This window comes from Noviherbaspirillum sp., from assembly GCF_035254865.1.
In the GTDB taxonomy this organism is placed as follows: domain Bacteria; phylum Pseudomonadota; class Gammaproteobacteria; order Burkholderiales; family Burkholderiaceae_D; genus Noviherbaspirillum.
In genome coordinates, this window is the sequence record NZ_DATFAF010000062.1 from 38145 (window position 1) to 54289 (window position 16145).

Consider the following 16145-nt stretch of genomic DNA (forward strand, 5'->3'; position numbering starts at 1 on the left):
TTAGAACACTATTGTTTCGATGCGGGCCGAAGTTCGGCGTGGCCTGCGAGCAATAAAACCAGCCATTTTACTCTGCGGCGAGGTCCGCTAGCGCGGGATTCGGCCGACGCGTTCACCTGTTCAAGCGGAAATACGTGTCGAGCAAGCTTGTCTTGAAGACGACGCCAAGCAGCACGGGATCGTTCAGGTCTTGCACCACCGGCAGGCGTTCGCCCTGGTGTGTCAGAAATCGCTGCAAAGCGTCGCTCAAGGACATGTCGGGCGTGATGACTGCCAGGAAATCGCGGCGCAGAAAATCCTGCGCTTGTCGTGAACTCGCTGCGGCGGCATCGGGCAATACCGGCGCCAGATCCTGAAGGGCGACCACGCCTTGATAGCGATTCGATGCATCGACGATATAAATGTATTTCACCGGGTATTGAAGAAACAGGCGGGTCAGCTCGTGGAGCGGTGCGTCAAGCGGCAGCACGGTTTCAGCCGGCTTGATGAAATCCAGCATTCGCGTCTCGCGCAGGCGCAGTCGTGCTTTCTCGGCTTTCTCGCGCTTGGTCGTGATTTCGTACATGCTGGTGCCTTCCATGCTGCGCGCAATGAAATACGAGACCACGCAGGACAGCATGAGCGGGAGCATGACCTGGTAGCTCAAGGTCATCTCGAAAATCATGAGAATCGCCATCAGTGGCGCGCTGGTTGCCGCGGCGAGAAAGGCTCCCATGCCGACCATCGCATAGGTGAACGGGGCGGAGACGGCGTGCGGCCACAATTCATGCATGCCCTGACCGAACAGGAATCCGAATGCGGCACCGACGAACAGGGTCGGTGTGAAAATGCCGCCAACCGCTCCCGAACCGACAGTTGCCGCGGTGGCAATGACCTTGAAAACCAGCACCAGCAACACAGCTTGCCAAGCCCAGGGTTCATGCAACAAGGAGTTCACGACGCTGTAGCCGTTGCCCCACACCTGGGGCACCCAGACAGAAAGAATGCCGACGATCAGTCCGCCGATGCCAAGCCGGAGCGGGAGTGGCAGCTTCGTTTTTTGAAACGTGCGCTTGATGAGATCGAGCAGGCGCAGAAATTGCGGCGCGAAGAAGCCGGCCAGAAGACCGAGGCCGACGAACAGGATCACTTCCATGTTCGCGATGGGCGGAAAAACCGGCATCTCGTAGGTCGGCTGATAGCCTGGAAAGCGTCGCATGGTGATGTTGGCGACGACCGACGCGACCATCACCGGCCCGAGGCTGTCCATGGCGATGACGCCTAACACGATTTCAGTAATGAAAAAGGCGCTGGCAATTGGCGCGTTGTAGGCCGCCGTAATACCGGCAGCGGCCCCGCAGGCGACCAGCAAGCGCAATCGTGAAGGATCAAGATGGGTGACGCGGCCGACCAGCGAAGCACTCAGAGCGGCAAGCTGCACCATCGAACCTTCGCGCCCGATCGAGCCGCCGGAGGCAATGGTGCAAAGGGATGACAGACTGCGCAGGATGGTCTGCGAAAACGACACATGCCCTTCACCCAGAGCGATCGATTCCATGTAGTCCGACCCGCCGTCGGATTTGCGTCGTTTCGCCAGCACGAGGAAGCCGCCGGCAACGAGACCGCCCAGCATTGGCAGCACGATGCGCGCCTGCCAGGGCATGGATTCCGCGATTTCGACGAATGAGCCGCTTCGTCCGAGAAACAGCCATTGGAGCCCGCGCAAGGCGTCACGAAAGACGATCGTCGCCAGTGCGCCGACGAAGCCGACAGCCGCCGCCCAAGGCAGCATCGACGGCGCTTCCGAGGCATCGAACAGGCGTTGAAGGCGGAGCTTTATTTTTAGAAGAAGGGCTAACACGATCGCAGTATCTTCGGTGAGGAGCGCATTACTGCCTCTCATCACACGGCATTTGTCCAAAAGCGTTTCGGTCAGGCTAGACGAGATTGATGACTAGTCCGCGAATGGTCGCGTAAAAAAAACTGCGTCAAATTAACGAGCGATGAGTGACGGCTTGCCAAATTGGCGCTTGCGCCGACATGTTATATCACACGTGGGGTTGTTCAGAAACCGGGAGGGCAATGCCGGGCGTCGGGGCGTACGCCTGCCCGATAGACGGGCTTGTCAGATAGGTAAAGGACATGTCCGGACAGTTGACGCCGGTCGAATGACGATTGGATTAAAGCATGCGGGCGGATCGACCGGCCTGGACCGGTCGATCCGATGCGATCAGGTGAGTTCCTTGCCGCGACCGCTGAAGCGCTGCCGTCCCGAGGGTACGCCGGAACGCGGTTTACTTGCGGGTTTCTGCGGTGCTCCGCTCTTTGGCGAGGATGCCGGCCGTGCATTGCCATTGGCAGGCTTGCTCTGTTTGGATTGAGTGCGGCCACCGGTATTTCCGCTGCGCAGCTGAATCGGCTGCGGGCGTGCGTTGGGGTCGGGTTCGAAGCCGGTGATCACCTCTTGCGGAATGCTGCGCTTGATGAGCTTTTCTATGCCCTTCAGCATATCGTGTTCATCGACGCAGACCAGCGATACTGCTTCGCCCGCCGCACCCGCGCGGCCGGTGCGGCCGATCCGGTGGACATAGTCTTCCGGGACGTTGGGCAGGTCATAGTTCACGACGTGAGGCAATTGGTCGATATCGATGCCGCGCGCCGCGATATCCGTCGCAACGAGCACTTGCAGGCTTCCATTCTTGAATTCCGCCAGCGCGCGGGTTCTCGCCGTCTGGCTCTTGTTGCCGTGGATTGCGAGCGCGGTAATTCCGTCCTTGCCCAGTTGTTCCACCAGCTTGTTCGCGCCATGCTTGGTGCGGGTAAATACCAGCACTTGCGACCACTGATGGGCTTTGATCAGATGGCTAAGCAGCGGGTGCTTGCGATTGCGGTCAACGGGATGCACTTTCTGTGCAATGACCTCGACGGTTGAATTGCGGCGTGCGACTTCAATCATGGCCGGCGCATTCAGCAGCCCGTCGGCAAGCGCCTTGATCTCGTCGGAGAAGGTGGCGGAGAACAGCAGGTTTTGCCTCTGCGGCGGAAGGGCTGCAAGCACGCGGCGAATGTCGCGGATGAATCCCATATCCAGCATGCGATCGGCTTCGTCGAGGACTAGTATCTCGATATGCGTAAGGTCTACGGTGCCTTGCTGCATGTGGTCCAGCAATCGGCCCGGAGTCGCCACCAGGATGTCGACTCCCTGGCTCAGCAGCTTGATCTGCGGATGAATGCCCACTCCGCCAAAGATGACGGTTGAGCTCAGCTTCAGGTATTTTCCGTAGACGCGAACGCTTTCCTCGACCTGCGCAGCAAGCTCGCGTGTCGGAGTCAGGATCAACGCTCGGATCGGCTTGCGGCCGTTGCCGGTGTGGCGTTTGTTACTGGCGAGACGTTGCAGGATAGGCAGTGTGAAGCCAGCGGTCTTTCCGGTCCCGGTCTGTGCGCCGGCCAGCAGATCGCCCCCGCGCAGCACGGCGGGAATCGCCTGAGATTGAATCGGGGTAGGAGTGCTGTAACCTTGTTCGGTAACGGCGCGGAGAATTTCATCGGACAAGCCGAGTTCAGTAAATGACATGACAACTTTATGAAAGTATCTGCCTGCCGCGTTTGAGGGCGCCAGTCGCGGGCAAATGGGAGGGCGGAAGATCTGGAAGGATGGAGGACTAGTCTCACCACCGTGCGGGCCGCATCATTGCGAGGCCCGCCTCGGTAACATCAATCAGATGGAATTATTTTGAAAACGGCGATAGCAGGTTGACCATTTGTGCGAAGATTTTCGGCGTACCTGCGATGACGTTCCCCTTGTACAGGTAGTCGGATTCACCCGAGAAATTGCCGACAATGCCACCGGATTCGGTAATCAGCAGTGAACCTGCGGCCATATCCCAGGTTTGCAAGCCTTTCTCAAAAAAGCCGTCGAGACGGCCGGCAGCGACATAGGCAAGATCCAGAGCCGCAGCGCCCGGGCGGCGCAGGCCGGCACATCTTTCTGTCATGATCTTGAACATCTTCATGTATTCGTCCAGACCCTCGGTGCCGCGGAACGGAAATCCGGTGCCGATCAGCGCATCGGCTATCTTGTCGCGGCGACTGACTCGGATACGCTTTTCATTCAGATAGGCGCCGGCGCCCTTGGTCGCAGTAAACAGGTCGTTGCGAGTCGGATCATACACGACAGCCTGGGTGATCTGGCCGCGCTGCTGCAGCGCGATCGATACGCAGTACTGGGGAAAGCCGTGAATGAAATTGGTGGTGCCGTCGATTGGATCAATGATCCAGACGTTATCGTTTTCGTCGTGCAGGTTGGAAGAGGCTCCGGATTCCTCCGCCAGGATCGCATGATCGGGATAAGCGGTTTTCAGGACTTCGATGATGGCCTGCTCAGCCGCCTGATCGACTTCGGTGACGAAATCGTTGTGGCTCTTTTGGGTGACTTTGACGCGGTCGATGTCAAAGGAAGCGCGGTTGATGATCGAAGCGGCGCGGCGCGCAGCCTTGACCGCCGTGTTCAGCATGGGATGCATAGGAGGTTCCGTTAAAATTGCGGTACCGTCGCATACCGCGTTCGGAACCGCATTGAATAAGATTAATGAGCGATGCGGCAACCCGGCTGAGAATCCGGAGCAATTCCGAACAATCCTGAACAAACGTTTACCGCGCAATGCCGCTATTTTAAATGAACCAGCCTCAAATCAGTACTTCTCTTTTCAAACGCCTGCGTTTCGTACTGGTTGATACGAGCCATCCTGGCAATATCGGCGCCGTGGCGCGTGCCATGAAGACGATGGGATTTTCACAACTTGTGCTGGTCAATCCCCGCTTTCCGGATGCGCTTGTGCATGAGGAGGCCATCGCCTTCGCGAGCGGCGCGCAGGATGTCCTGGTTGCGGCAAAAATCGTCGGTTCGATCGACGAAGCGCTGGCTGGATGCAACTTCGCCGCGGCCTTGAGCGCCCGCCTGAGGGAATACTCTCCGCCGGTAATCACGCCACGCAGCCTGGCCGCCCAACTGGTTGCAAGCGAGGGGTTGAACGCAGCGCTGGTGTTTGGCAGTGAGCGTTATGGTTTGCCTAATGACATCATCGAACAGTGCAGCGTCCTGATTAATATACCCGCGAACCCGGATTATTCGTCATTGAATCTGGCGCAGGCCGTGCAGCTGCTGGCCTATGAGGCGCGCCTTGCGAGCACGGGCGATGTCATTCCTGCAACTCCAATTGGATTTCAGGGCGAATCGGCCAGTCTTGTGCAAATCGATGGCATGTACGCACACCTGGAAGAGGCATTGGCGGCGATCGATTTTCTCGATCCGGCCAATCCGAAAAAGCTGATGCCGCGCCTCAAACGCTTGTTTTCCAGAACGCAACTGGAAACCGAGGAGGTCAATATCTTGCGCGGGATCGCGCGGCAGATTATGAAAAAGCTGAAATGACAAGCTGCCGGCGAAAAGCGTTTTGCAGTTGCCGTAAACTGGCTAGCGTCTGATAGCGGCAGTACCTTACGGCAGCACGGCTGGCTGGCAATCAGCCCCAAGCCCGCAATAACCCCACTGCGAGCCCCTCCAGGGCAAAATCTTGTGTCGAATCGACCCGAATTGGCTCAAAGTCCGGATTTTCAGGCAGGAGTTCAATGACCGACCCGGACTTCTTGTAGCGCTTGACGGTCACGTCATCACCCAGCCGGGCGACGACGATCTGTCCGTTCTTTGCGCTGTCTGACTTTTTCACTGCAAGCAGATCGCCGTCGAGAATGCCGACATCGCGCATGGAGAGGCCGCGTACCTTCAGCAGGTAATCCGGTTTGGCCAAAAACAGAGATGGATCGACGCTGTAGGTTGCTTCGATATGCTCCTGGGCGAGGATAGGTGAGCCGGCCGCGACGCGACCGACCAAAGGCAGGCTTAGCTGCATCAATGACGGATGGGGGAGTGCCATCTGTCGGGATCCTGACTTTCCCAATCCAGCATTCGCAACCGCTTCGCGCAACCTGATGCCGCGTGAGGTGCCTGGCGATATTTCAATTGCTCCCTTGCGTGCCAGTGCCTGCAAGTGTTCTTCCGCAGCATTGGCGGAACGAAATCCGAGCTCTGCGGCGATCTCGGCACGAGTGGGGGGGAAACCAGTATTTTCAATGGCTTCCCTGATCAGGTTCAGGATCTGTTCCTGGCGTGCAGTCAATTTGATCATGGCAGGTCGCGGGCGTCTGTGAGCGCTGTGCATAAAGACAGCCTGTATTTTTATACAGTCCTTATTGAAATGCAAGCGCAATTGGTGCATAAATTCGCAAAAAGACCCGGGATGAGACTTAAGAGCTTGAATGCATTGAATTTTTTTTGCATTCGGGTTATCATTTCGGGCTTTCCTCTTCCCACACTCGTCTTGACGCCGGGGTGGGCGTAACTATCGACCACAAGGAGATTACATGCGTCATTATGAAATCGTATTTATCGTGCATCCGGATCAGAGCGAGCAAGTGCCCGCAATGATCGAGCGCTACAAGGGCATCGTTACCGCCCGCAACGGCAAGGTTCACCGTGTCGAAGACTGGGGCCGCCGTCAAATGGCTTACATGATCCAGAAGCTGGCGAAAGCGCACTATGTCTGCATCAACATCGAGTGCGACAACGAAACCCTGGCTGAACTCGAAACCGGCTTCAAATTCAATGATGCCGTCCTGCGCCACCTCACCGTCAAGATGAAGAAGGCCGAGACCGCGCCGTCGCCGATGATGAAGGCAGTGCAGAAGGAAGATGCTGCCAAGAGCCAGCGCGCAGAGGCATCTGCTGCGTAATTGCAGTCGTCGAGGAGTGTGAACCAGCTTCAGTTAGTAGCCAGCATTGCCGAGCGCGACGTCATGCGTTATACCCCGGCAGGCATTCCGATTGTGTCCGCCAGACTGGCGCACGGTTCGGAGCAAATTGAAGCAGGTGTCCCGCGCCAGGTTGAGTTTGAAATTACCGCCATCGCTGCAGGCGAAATTTCAGGAAGATTCAACCAGGCAGAGCTGGGAGCAGTCTTTCGGTTCACCGGATTCCTGGCACGCAAGAACCGCAATAGCAAAAGCCTCGTGTTCCACGTTACGGATTTCGAGGCAACTACACCAGATCACTAGATACAGGAGCCAAACATGGCATTCGGTAAAAAATTTGACAAAAGCAAACTCAAGCAAAAGCGCCAGCAGCAAAACCCGCTGTTCAAGCGCAAGAAATTCTGCCGCTTCACGGCCGCCGGCGTTGAGCAAGTGGATTACAAGGACGTCGACACGCTGAAGGACTTCGTTCAGGAAAACGGCAAGATCATGCCGGCACGTCTGACCGGCACCAAGGCACACTATCAGCGTCAGGTCGACACAGCGATCAAGCGCGCACGTTACCTCGCGTTGCTGCCGTACACCGATCTGCACAACGCCTGATTGACGACTGAAGAATAGGAGAAAAACATGCAAGTCATTCTGTTGGAAAAAGTCGTTAACCTGGGCAACCTCGGGGAAGTCGTGAAAGTCAAGGACGGTTATGCACGTAACTTCCTGATCCCACAACGCAAGGCACGCCGTGCTACCGCCAATGCGGTTGCCGAATTCGAAGCAAAGCGCGCCGAACTGGAAAAGGCAGCAGGCGAAAAGCTGGCGGCTGCGCAAGCTCAAGGCGAGAAGCTGAACGGCATGACCGTTCAGATCGCACAGAAGGCTGGCGTTGACGGCCGTCTGTTTGGTTCCGTGACCAATGCCGATATCGCTGAAGCCGTGTCCAAGCAAGGCTTCCCGGTTGAGAAGGCGCAGATCCGCATGCCCCAAGGCCCGCTGAAGACGGTTGGCGATCATCCCATTTCCGTTGCGTTGCATACGGACGTTGTCGTGGAAATCACCGTTTCCGTTCTGGGCGAGCAAGCTTAAGAGCTGCAGTTCAAGCATAAAAAAGCCGGGATGCATTCCCGGCTTTTTTATTGGGCTCGCCAATGGTGTCTTGGTGCCGTCTTAGTGCCCAAGGCTTGCAACCACATTCTTCTTCGGTCTGGTAAGCCATACCAGTCCGGTCAGCAGGAAAAACGCGACCGCGCTATACAGGAAGAACTCATTGGTCGCGAGCATGTAACTCTGCGCATTGATCATGCGCTCGACAACCGCATACGCCTGATCTGTGGACAAACCGCCGGCGCGCAAGGTGCCGAGGTACTCCGAGCTGGCGGAGGAATAACGCGAGACGTTCTCGACCAGGCGAGCGTGGTGATCGATGGAGAGATGTTCCCACATGGTCACGCTGATCGCGGTTCCCATTGCCGCTCCAAGCGTGCGCAGAAAGTTCGACAGGCCGGTTGCGCCAGCCATATGATCCGGCGTGATATTGGACAGCATCAGCGCCTGTACCGGCAGGAAGAAGCACGACATGCCGATCCCCTGCACCAAACGCGGATTGACGATGTCCCAGAAGCCGACATCGAGCGACATCTGCGTATTCCAGAGCGACACCGCGCCCATCACGGTAAAGGCGAACGTTGCAAGCGCGCGCAAGTTGAGCCGTGCAATGTTGCGGGCGATGATGGGAGAAAGGATCAGCATGAAAATGCCGATGGGGGCCATCGCCAGCCCGGCCTGTGCGGACGTGTATCCCATCACCATTTGCAGCCAGAGGGGAAAGATCACGACGGAGCCGAAGTAAGTCATGAAGCCGACGGACAGCAGGATCACACCGTAGCGGAAGTTCTTGTCGCCGAACAGTTGCAGTTCGACGATGGGGTGCTCGGCAGTCAGCGCCCAGGCAATGAAAAACGTGAGAGCCACAACCGCGATCAAGCCAAGCGACGTGATGAACGACGATGCAAACCAGTCATAGTCTTTCCCGATTTCCAGCATCAGCTGCAGGCTGCCGACGCCGACCACCAGCAGCAGCAATCCGACAGTATCGAGCGGCACTTTGACGATGGGCGATTCGCGCTTGCGCATCAGCGTCCATATCGTGATGCCGCCAAACAGTCCGATCGGGATGTTGATAAGGAAGATCCACGACCAATGAAAATTGTCGCTGATATAACCACCCAAAAGAGGACCGGCAATCGGGGCCAGAATGATCGTCATTGCCCAAAGGCCCATCGCCGCGCCCCGTTTTTCAGGCGGGAAGTTCCGGACCAATAGCGTTTGCGACAAGGGCACCATCGGACCGGACACCAGGCCTTGCAGCAGGCGGAATATCACCAGCATCTGCAGGTTGACCGAAAATGCCGCCAATGCCGACATCAGCGTAAATGCCAGCACCGATATGGAGAACAGCTTCACTTCACCAATGCGCCTGGCGAGCCAGCCGGTCAGCGGCACGGCGATGGCGGCGGCAACCGAATAGGAACTGATGATCCATGTGCCCTGGCTGGGTGCCACGCCGAGCGCGCCGGCGATGGTTGGAATCGAGACATTGGCAATCGTAATGTCAAGAATCTCCATGAAGGTGGACAGCGCCGCCGCAATGGTCAGTAGCGCGAGCGCAGGACCTGTCAGCGGCGCGATTGCTGGAGGCGGCGCTGGCGGCCCGCCCGGGGAATGACCGGAGTTTGTTGGCGACGACATCCACGTTCCTTATTTCAGATTGGCGGCGACGATCGTGTCGATGCGCGCTTTCGCCTTGGCTTCGACCGCATCTGCGGCGGCGACATAAGCGGTCATCGCATTTGCCGTCCCCGTAGCGCTGCCGACTGGCGCTCCTTGCTGATCGTGCAAATCGACCTCGGCACGCATGGAAAGTCCGATACGCAACGGATGTTCAGCCAACTGCTTTGGATCAATCGAAATGCGTACCGGAACGCGCTGCACCACCTTGATCCAGTTGCCGGTTGCATTCTGCGCCGGCAGCAAGGCGAAGGCGGAGCCGGTACCGGCGGCGAGGCCAACGAGCTTGCCGTCATATTTGACCTTGCTGCCATACAGGTCAGATGTCAGCGTCACCGGTTGGCCGACGTGCATCTCGCGCAGTTGCGATTCCTTGAAATTGGCGTCGACCCAGAGCCGGTCGAGCGGCACGATTGCCATCAATGGCGCGCCGGGCGTGATACGCTGACCAACTTGCACGCTGCGCTTGGCAATCTCGCCCGAGACGGGTGCGTACAGTGTGGAGCGCGACTGTGCCAGCATGGCCTCATGCACGCGCGCGGCGGCGCGTTGCACGTTCGGATGACTGGCAACACTGGTTCCCTCCGTCAGTGCGCGGCCCGAGGCGAGCTGCTCCTTGGCGGCATCAAGCGCCGCCTGAGCGGCATTGACTGCGCTTTCGGCGTGGCGGATCTCTTCTCCCGAGACGGCTCCCGAGCCAGCCAGTGCCTTGCGGCGGTTGAGATCGTCTTTGGCTCTTGCCAGCTCCGCTTCGCGCACCAACAGATTGGCCTTCGATTGTGCCTGTGCCGCAAACAAGGTACGCACCTCACGCACCGTCTGCGCGAGCTGCGCTTCGGCCTGGGCCAGTGCGACGTCCGCATCCGCAGTGTCGAGGCTGATGAGGGGCTGCCCGGCCTTGACGATATTGGTGTCGTCAGCATGGATCTTGGTGACGGTGCCGGCGATTTGCGGAGTGACTTGTACGACATTGCCCTGCACGTAAGCGTTATCGGTGTCCTCGTAATAGCGCGAAACCAGCGTCCAGTAGCTGCCGTACGCGATCGCCGCAATGGCGAAGACGGCGGCGATTGTAAGAAGAATTCTCTTGCGCTTCGGCGAGCCCGAGGGCTGGGTGGGCGAGGTTGGCGGGGAAGCTTGGGCGTTGCTTGATGAATTGGGTACTGCGCTCATGATTTCTCCTGATTTCGTATCTCGTTGTTATTGCTTTTGCGACTGCTGCGCACTCGATAGCTGCGGCGCATGCGCATCGTCGGAAAAACCGCCGCCCAGTGCACGGATCAGGCCGATCTGCAGGTCGTCGCGTCGTGCACGAATGTTGGCGATCGCCCGGCGTTGGGTCAGCAATTGGGTTTCCACCGTCAGCACGGTCAGATAGGGAGACAAGCCGCCTTTGTATCTCAGCATGGCCAGGCGATGCGCCTCTTCGGCGGCTGCCAAGGCGTCCTGCGCCGCCGCTTCCTCGCGGCTCAAATCCGCCACACGTGTCAAGTGTTCCGCGACATCCTGGGCTGCGGTGATTACCGACTGGTTGTACTGCGCAACAGCAGCATCGATTTCGCTCGCCTTTGCCGCATAGTTCGCACGCAGGCGTCCGCCGTCGAAAATCGGCAAGCGGATGGCCGGGCCGACACTGTTGATCAGGCTGCCGCTCGTCAGAAGCTCGCCGAGTCCTATGGATTGAAAACCGATCAGTGCATTGAGATTGACGTTGGGGTAGAACTGCGCCTTCGCCGCTTCCGCTTCGCCGACCGCTGCGATGATGTGCGCTCTTTGCGCAGCGAGTTCAGGACGACGCCCGAGCAAATCGAGCGGCAGGGTGGCGGGAACCGTGACTGGTCCCGCTTTCAACGTCGGGCGCTTGATGGCATCTGCCGCGGCGGGCATGTCACCGGCCAGCGCGACAATTTGCAGCCGGGTGACCTTGATCGACGTGGCAAGCTGCTCAAGCTCGATGCGCAAAGCGGCTTCGTTGGTTTCTGCCTGTTTGACTTCGACCTGCGTGTCGAGGCCGTTCGCAACGCGCTGGTTGACCAGCCTGTGGATTGCGCGACGCTGTTCCTGCGTCGCGAGCAGGATATCCTGCAGTTCGTATTGTGCCGCCAGTTGCGCGTAGGCGCGTGCAACGGAACTTGTCAGCGCAAGGCGCGCCGCATCACGGTCGAAATTGGCCGACTTGAGTTGTGCTTGCGCCGAGCGGATCAATGCGTCGTTCTTGCCCCACAGGTCGAGATCGTAGCCGAAGTTCAAGGATGCCTGTCCCTGGCTGATGTACTCTCCGCCTTTGCCAAGCGGCGGGCGCGGGATCAGGTAGTTCTCGGATTGGCGGCCGTAGCCGAGGTCGACGCCAGCGTTGAGTTGCGGTGCGCCGCTGGACCGGGCGAGGTTGGCAGTGGCCTGCGCACGTGCGATACGCGCCTGTGCCACGGCGAGCGTCGGACTGCTGTCCAGTGCGTGCTGCATCAATCGATTCAGCTGCACATCGGCAAAGGCAGTCCACCAGTCGTCCTGCGGCCAGGCGTCGACGCTTTGCGCAACGGTTGCCCGGTCGCCCAATGCAAGGCGGTCGAGTGGCTTGACTTGCGGCGCCACTGGCTGGAATCCGGCACACGCTGTCAACAGCGAGATTGCAGCAAGGATGCTGAGCCGGGTATGTCGGCGTACGATGTTCGGACGAAGCTCACGGAGAAATCTGGTCATTTGTCTTCTTCTTTGATTTGGTGATGCAGTGGTTCAAGCTTGCTCAGGAATTGGCCACCATTCGGCGCAGGAAATCCTTGAACTGGGCGATTTCCGCCGCGGAGAAGCCGCGCAAATGGTGATTCATCGCATCGACAACCACCTGCGTCATCTGGTCCGCGAGCTGCACGCCCTTCACGGTCAACGCAACTTCAATCACGCGGCGATCTTCGCTGCTGCGTGTCCGTCGCACGAATCCTTTTTCTTCCAGCCGATCCAGCATGCGCGTCATCGCGCCGGTGTCGGTCATCAACTCACGCGCCAGATCGGCGGCGGTATTGGACAAGCCGTGGGCCAGTCTCAGGAAAATGCTGAGCTGGGCGTGTGTCATGTCGAACTCCGCGAGAGCACGATCCACTGTCAGGCTTAACTGGCTGCCGGCCCGCTTGAGCAGGTAACCGATGCTTTCACTCGGCGTGAAATTCTTCAGGGTGTATGGGTGAGACATGAGGAAAAACCAATGAGACAGGATGGCGAAATATAACTGCCTAGGCAGTCAATGTCAAGGCAGATAGTGCCATGTCAGCTAATTGGAAATATGAAAATAGTTTGTTTCAGGGCAATACCGAATATTCCCGGGTGTGCTGTGCTGCAGCGTAAGGTGAGCAGGTATAATGCGCGCCATGAATACCCGCTCCGATCCTCAACTGGATTCCCTTCGCGTTCCACCCCATTCCATTGAAGCAGAGCAGTCCGTATTGGGTGGTCTGCTGCTGGATAATTCCGCTTGGGACCGCATTGCGGACTTCGTCAGTGAAGACGATTTTTATCGCTATGACCATCGCGTTATTTTTCAGCACATCGTCAAGCTGATTAACGCTACCCGTCCTGCCGACGTCATCACTGTGTATGAGTCGTTGAGCACCAGCGCCAAGGCGGAAGAAGTCGGCGGTCTGGCTTATTTGAACGCACTGGCGCAGAACACGCCGTCGGCGGCAAATATTCGCCGCTATGCCGAGATCGTTCGTGATCGTGGCGTGCTGCGCAAATTGATCACGGTGTCGGATGAAATCTCGACCCAGGCACTCAATCCGCAAGGCAAGGAAGTCAAGCAGTTGCTGGATGAGGCAGAATCGAAGATCTTTGCGATTGCGGAAGAGGGCGCGCGCGGCGCCCAAGGCTGGCTGGCAATCCAGCCTTTGCTGACGCAAGTCGTCGAACGTATCGACGAGCTCTACAACCGCGACAATCAGAACGACATTACCGGCGTGCCGACCGGCTTCCTCGACCTGGACCGCATGACCTCCGGTCTGCAGCCGGGCGACCTCATCATCGTTGCCGGGCGACCGTCCATGGGCAAGACAGCGTTTTCCCTGAATATCGGTGAAAACGTCGCCATCGACAGCGGCTTGCCTGTTGCCGTTTTCTCGATGGAAATGGGCGGCACCCAGCTCGCGATGCGTATGCTGGGTTCGGTAGGCCGTCTTGATCAGAGCCGGCTGCGCGTCGGCAAGCTGAATGACGAAGACTGGCCGCGCCTCACGCATGCAATCCAGAAAATGAACGAGGCACAGCTCTATATCGACGAGACGCCGGCGCTGAGTCCGATCGAGTTGCGTGCGCGCGCACGGCGGCTGTCGCGCCAATGCGGCCGTCTTGGCCTGATCATCATCGACTATTTGCAGCTCATGTCCGGCAATGGATCGGGAGAAAACCGAGCGACCGAAATTTCCGAAATCTCGCGAAGCCTGAAAGGCCTGGCGAAAGAACTGAATTGCCCGGTAATCGCATTATCTCAGTTGAACCGTTCACTGGAGCAGCGTCCAAACAAGCGCCCGGTGATGTCCGATCTGCGCGAATCCGGTGCCATCGAGCAGGACGCCGACGTGATCCTGTTCATTTACCGCGACCAGGTGTACAACCCGGATTCGCCGGACAAAGGCACGGCGGAAATCATTATCGGTAAACAGCGTAACGGCCCGATCGGCACCGTACGCCTGACGTTCCTCGGCGAGTACACGAAGTTCGACAATTACACCGGTGGAAACGCGATTTTCGATAACGAGTAAGCGCGGTATGCTGCCGCCCGCCGATGAAAATCGGAACGATTGAATGCTTTAACCTTAAGAGAGAGCAATTATGTTTGGACGACTGATGCCCACCGAGGGAAAATTTTTTGATCTTTTCAATCAGCATGCCGATTTCTGCGTGAAAGGCGCCAAGGAAATGGTCGCCTTGATGACCAATTTCGATGACCTGGAACATCGCGTGCATGCTATCGAAACGGTCGAAAAGCTCGCTGACAAGGTGACTCACGCGACGCTGGAATTGCTGCACAAGACATTCATCACGCCGCTCGACCGTGACGATATCCACAAGCTGATTACCAGCATGGACGATATCCTTGATCTGCTGGAAGACGGTGGGCAAACAATTTCCCTGTACGACATCAAGGCGATCACGCCGGAAGCCAAGCGTCTGGCGGAGCTGTGCCTGGCATGCACCGAGAAGATGAAGACGGCAGTCGGCCTGTTGCACAGCATGGACAACGCGCATCAGATTCTCTCCATCTGCGAGGAAATCGATCGCCTCGAATCGGATGCGGATCACGTGATGCGCGCGGCGATGTCCAAGTTGTTCCGCGATGAGCCGGATGTCCGCACACTGATCAAGCTGAAGGCAATTTACGAGATTCTGGAAACCGTGACGGATCGTTGCGAAGATGTTGCCAATATCATCGAAGGCATCATCCTCGAAAATGCCTGATGCTGCTGGCACTGGCGTCGCTGCAGCAATCCGAAACGAATAAAACAAGAATTCTATGCACACCCTCCAGATCAGTATCTATGTCCTTGTCCTGTTGATAGGACTTGCCTTGCTGTTCGACTTCATGAACGGCTTTCACGACGCGGCCAATGCGATCGCGACAGTGGTTTCAACTGGCGTGCTCAAGCCGCAGGCCGCGGTAGCGATGGCGGCCGTGTTCAACGTGGTCGCCGTGTTCTTCTTTCAGCTCAAGGTGGCGAGCACGGTCGGCAAAGGCACGATCGAGCCGATCGTGGTTGACCATTACGTGGTATTCGGTGCCCTGGTCGGCGCCATCTTCTGGAACCTGCTGACCTGGTATTACGGGATTCCATCCTCGTCATCCCATGCATTGATCGGAGGTCTGGTTGGCGCGGCAGTTGCGAAGTCGGGTACCGGAGCTCTGATTTCCGGCGGCCTGATCAAGACTATCGCGTTCATCGTTCTGTCCCCGCTGCTAGGCTTCATTTTCGGGTCGATCATGATGGTGGTGGTGTCCTGGATCTTTGTCGGTGCGACACCGCGACGCGTGGACAAGTGGTTTCGGCGCATGCAGTTGTTTTCGGCATCGATGTACAGCCTTGGCCATGGCGGCAATGACGCGCAAAAAACCATGGGTATCATCTGGATGCTGTTGATCGCCTCCGGTTACCCTGGGGCGAAGGAGCACTTGCCTTGGTGGGTCGTCATCAGCTGCTATACCGCGATTGGTCTCGGCACGCTGTTCGGTGGCTGGCGCATTGTCAAGACCATGGGACAGAAGATCACGAAACTGAAACCGGTCGGCGGCTTCTGTGCCGAAACCGGCGGCGCGATCACGCTGTTTCTGGCGACGTGGCTTGGTGTTCCAGTCTCGACGACACACACGATTACCGGCGCTATCGTCGGTGTCGGCTCATCACGAAAGATGTCGGCGGTGCGCTGGGGTGTTGCTGGCAATATTGTCTGGGCATGGATACTGACCATCCCGGCTTCGGCCTTCGTTGCCGCAATTGCCTGGTGGATCGGAACGCAAGTCCTGTAATCAGCTACACATGAATGCAAAAAAGCCTGCATGGTATCCATGCAGGCTTTTTTGTTGGAGGCGA

The 16145-nt window shown here is 57.8% G+C and carries 16 protein-coding genes; 8 read left to right on the top strand and 8 right to left on the bottom strand.

What is annotated here, in order from left to right; genetic code table 11:
- Positions 1–112 precede the first annotated feature (112 nt).
- From VJ651_RS15025 to VJ651_RS15035, 3 genes are all read right to left on the bottom strand, one after another.
- Positions 113–1840 (bottom strand): ClcB-like voltage-gated chloride channel protein, encoded by a 1728-nt coding sequence (locus VJ651_RS15025; RefSeq protein ID WP_324108232.1) that lies wholly within the window; start codon positions 1838–1840, stop codon positions 113–115.
- A gap of 369 nt (positions 1841–2209) precedes the next feature.
- Entirely contained in the window at positions 2210–3556 is a 1347-nt protein-coding gene (locus VJ651_RS15030) for a DEAD/DEAH box helicase (protein ID WP_324108233.1), read from the bottom strand.
- Positions 3557–3710: 154 nt separating this feature from the next.
- Positions 3711–4505 (bottom strand): inositol monophosphatase family protein, encoded by a 795-nt coding sequence (locus tag VJ651_RS15035; RefSeq protein WP_324108234.1) that lies wholly within the window; start codon positions 4503–4505, stop codon positions 3711–3713.
- Between the two features lie 152 nt (positions 4506–4657).
- On the opposite strand from VJ651_RS15035, the gene VJ651_RS15040 reads away from it, so the two are divergent.
- On the top strand, positions 4658–5413 hold the full coding sequence (locus tag VJ651_RS15040; RefSeq protein WP_324108235.1) for an RNA methyltransferase: 756 nt from the start codon (positions 4658–4660) through the stop codon (positions 5411–5413).
- A gap of 91 nt (positions 5414–5504) precedes the next feature.
- Here VJ651_RS15040 and lexA read toward each other — a convergent pair whose 3' ends face one another.
- A complete protein-coding gene (gene lexA / locus VJ651_RS15045) occupies positions 5505–6167 on the bottom strand; it encodes a transcriptional repressor LexA (protein ID WP_324108236.1) in 663 nt (220 codons plus the stop codon).
- A 235-nt stretch (positions 6168–6402) separates the two neighbouring features.
- On the opposite strand from lexA, the gene rpsF reads away from it, so the two are divergent.
- From rpsF to rplI, 4 genes are read left to right on the top strand one after another with little or no spacing between them, the layout of a single operon-like run.
- Entirely contained in the window at positions 6403–6771 is a 369-nt protein-coding gene (rpsF, locus tag VJ651_RS15050) for a 30S ribosomal protein S6 (protein WP_136415420.1), read from the top strand.
- 18 nt (positions 6772–6789) lie between these two features.
- The gene (gene priB / locus VJ651_RS15055) at positions 6790–7092 is read left to right on the top strand and encodes a primosomal replication protein N (RefSeq protein WP_324108237.1); all 303 of its coding nucleotides are present in this window, start codon (positions 6790–6792) and stop codon (positions 7090–7092) included.
- Between the two features lie 15 nt (positions 7093–7107).
- Entirely contained in the window at positions 7108–7392 is a 285-nt protein-coding gene (rpsR, locus tag VJ651_RS15060) for a 30S ribosomal protein S18 (protein WP_007882558.1), read from the top strand.
- A 27-nt stretch (positions 7393–7419) separates the two neighbouring features.
- Entirely contained in the window at positions 7420–7872 is a 453-nt protein-coding gene (gene rplI / locus VJ651_RS15065) for a 50S ribosomal protein L9 (RefSeq protein WP_136415424.1), read from the top strand.
- Positions 7873–7953: 81 nt separating this feature from the next.
- Here the strand turns inward: rplI and VJ651_RS15070 are convergent, their stop codons facing one another.
- The 4 genes from VJ651_RS15070 to VJ651_RS15085 are packed head-to-tail and all read right to left on the bottom strand — an operon-like array spanning position 7954 to position 12760.
- Complete coding sequence (locus VJ651_RS15070) at positions 7954–9534, bottom strand: DHA2 family efflux MFS transporter permease subunit (protein WP_324108238.1); 1581 nt, start codon at positions 9532–9534, stop codon at positions 7954–7956.
- 9 nt (positions 9535–9543) lie between these two features.
- Complete coding sequence (locus VJ651_RS15075) at positions 9544–10746, bottom strand: HlyD family efflux transporter periplasmic adaptor subunit (protein ID WP_324108239.1); 1203 nt, start codon at positions 10744–10746, stop codon at positions 9544–9546.
- Between the two features lie 27 nt (positions 10747–10773).
- Positions 10774–12273, bottom strand: coding sequence for an efflux transporter outer membrane subunit (locus VJ651_RS15080; protein ID WP_324108240.1), 1500 nt, complete (start codon positions 12271–12273; stop codon positions 10774–10776).
- A gap of 43 nt (positions 12274–12316) precedes the next feature.
- Positions 12317–12760, bottom strand: coding sequence for a MarR family transcriptional regulator (locus tag VJ651_RS15085; protein WP_324108241.1), 444 nt, complete (start codon positions 12758–12760; stop codon positions 12317–12319).
- Between the two features lie 175 nt (positions 12761–12935).
- On the opposite strand from VJ651_RS15085, the gene VJ651_RS15090 reads away from it, so the two are divergent.
- The 3 genes from VJ651_RS15090 (at position 12936) to VJ651_RS15100 (ending at position 16081) form a co-directional block, all read left to right on the top strand.
- Positions 12936–14321: a replicative DNA helicase gene (locus VJ651_RS15090; protein WP_136415434.1), complete on the top strand. Its 1386-nt coding sequence runs from the start codon at positions 12936–12938 to the stop codon at positions 14319–14321.
- A gap of 70 nt (positions 14322–14391) precedes the next feature.
- The gene (locus VJ651_RS15095; protein WP_136415436.1) at positions 14392–15018 is read left to right on the top strand and encodes a DUF47 domain-containing protein; all 627 of its coding nucleotides are present in this window, start codon (positions 14392–14394) and stop codon (positions 15016–15018) included.
- 55 nt (positions 15019–15073) lie between these two features.
- On the top strand, positions 15074–16081 hold the full coding sequence (locus tag VJ651_RS15100; RefSeq protein WP_324108242.1) for an anion permease: 1008 nt from the start codon (positions 15074–15076) through the stop codon (positions 16079–16081).
- The last annotated feature ends 64 nt before the right edge of the window (positions 16082–16145 follow it).

Excerpts from the sequence above, each read along its gene's own strand:
- VJ651_RS15030 (WP_324108233.1), bottom strand. The coding sequence starts at position 3,556 with ATGTCATTTACTGAACTCGGCTTGTCCGATGAAATTCTCCGCGCCGTT.
- VJ651_RS15035 (WP_324108234.1), bottom strand. The coding sequence starts at position 4,505 with ATGCATCCCATGCTGAACACGGCGGTCAAGGCTGCGCGCCGCGCCGCT.
- VJ651_RS15040 (WP_324108235.1), top strand. The coding sequence starts at position 4,658 with ATGAACCAGCCTCAAATCAGTACTTCTCTTTTCAAACGCCTGCGTTTC.
- lexA (WP_324108236.1), bottom strand. The coding sequence starts at position 6,167 with ATGATCAAATTGACTGCACGCCAGGAACAGATCCTGAACCTGATCAGG.
- rpsF (WP_136415420.1), top strand. The coding sequence starts at position 6,403 with ATGCGTCATTATGAAATCGTATTTATCGTGCATCCGGATCAGAGCGAG.
- rpsR (WP_007882558.1), top strand. The coding sequence starts at position 7,108 with ATGGCATTCGGTAAAAAATTTGACAAAAGCAAACTCAAGCAAAAGCGC.
- rplI (WP_136415424.1), top strand. The coding sequence starts at position 7,420 with ATGCAAGTCATTCTGTTGGAAAAAGTCGTTAACCTGGGCAACCTCGGG.
- VJ651_RS15070 (WP_324108238.1), bottom strand. The coding sequence starts at position 9,534 with ATGTCGTCGCCAACAAACTCCGGTCATTCCCCGGGCGGGCCGCCAGCG.
- VJ651_RS15075 (WP_324108239.1), bottom strand. The coding sequence starts at position 10,746 with ATGAGCGCAGTACCCAATTCATCAAGCAACGCCCAAGCTTCCCCGCCA.
- VJ651_RS15080 (WP_324108240.1), bottom strand. The coding sequence starts at position 12,273 with ATGACCAGATTTCTCCGTGAGCTTCGTCCGAACATCGTACGCCGACAT.
- VJ651_RS15085 (WP_324108241.1), bottom strand. The coding sequence starts at position 12,760 with ATGTCTCACCCATACACCCTGAAGAATTTCACGCCGAGTGAAAGCATC.
- VJ651_RS15090 (WP_136415434.1), top strand. The coding sequence starts at position 12,936 with ATGAATACCCGCTCCGATCCTCAACTGGATTCCCTTCGCGTTCCACCC.
- VJ651_RS15095 (WP_136415436.1), top strand. The coding sequence starts at position 14,392 with ATGTTTGGACGACTGATGCCCACCGAGGGAAAATTTTTTGATCTTTTC.
- VJ651_RS15100 (WP_324108242.1), top strand. The coding sequence starts at position 15,074 with ATGCACACCCTCCAGATCAGTATCTATGTCCTTGTCCTGTTGATAGGA.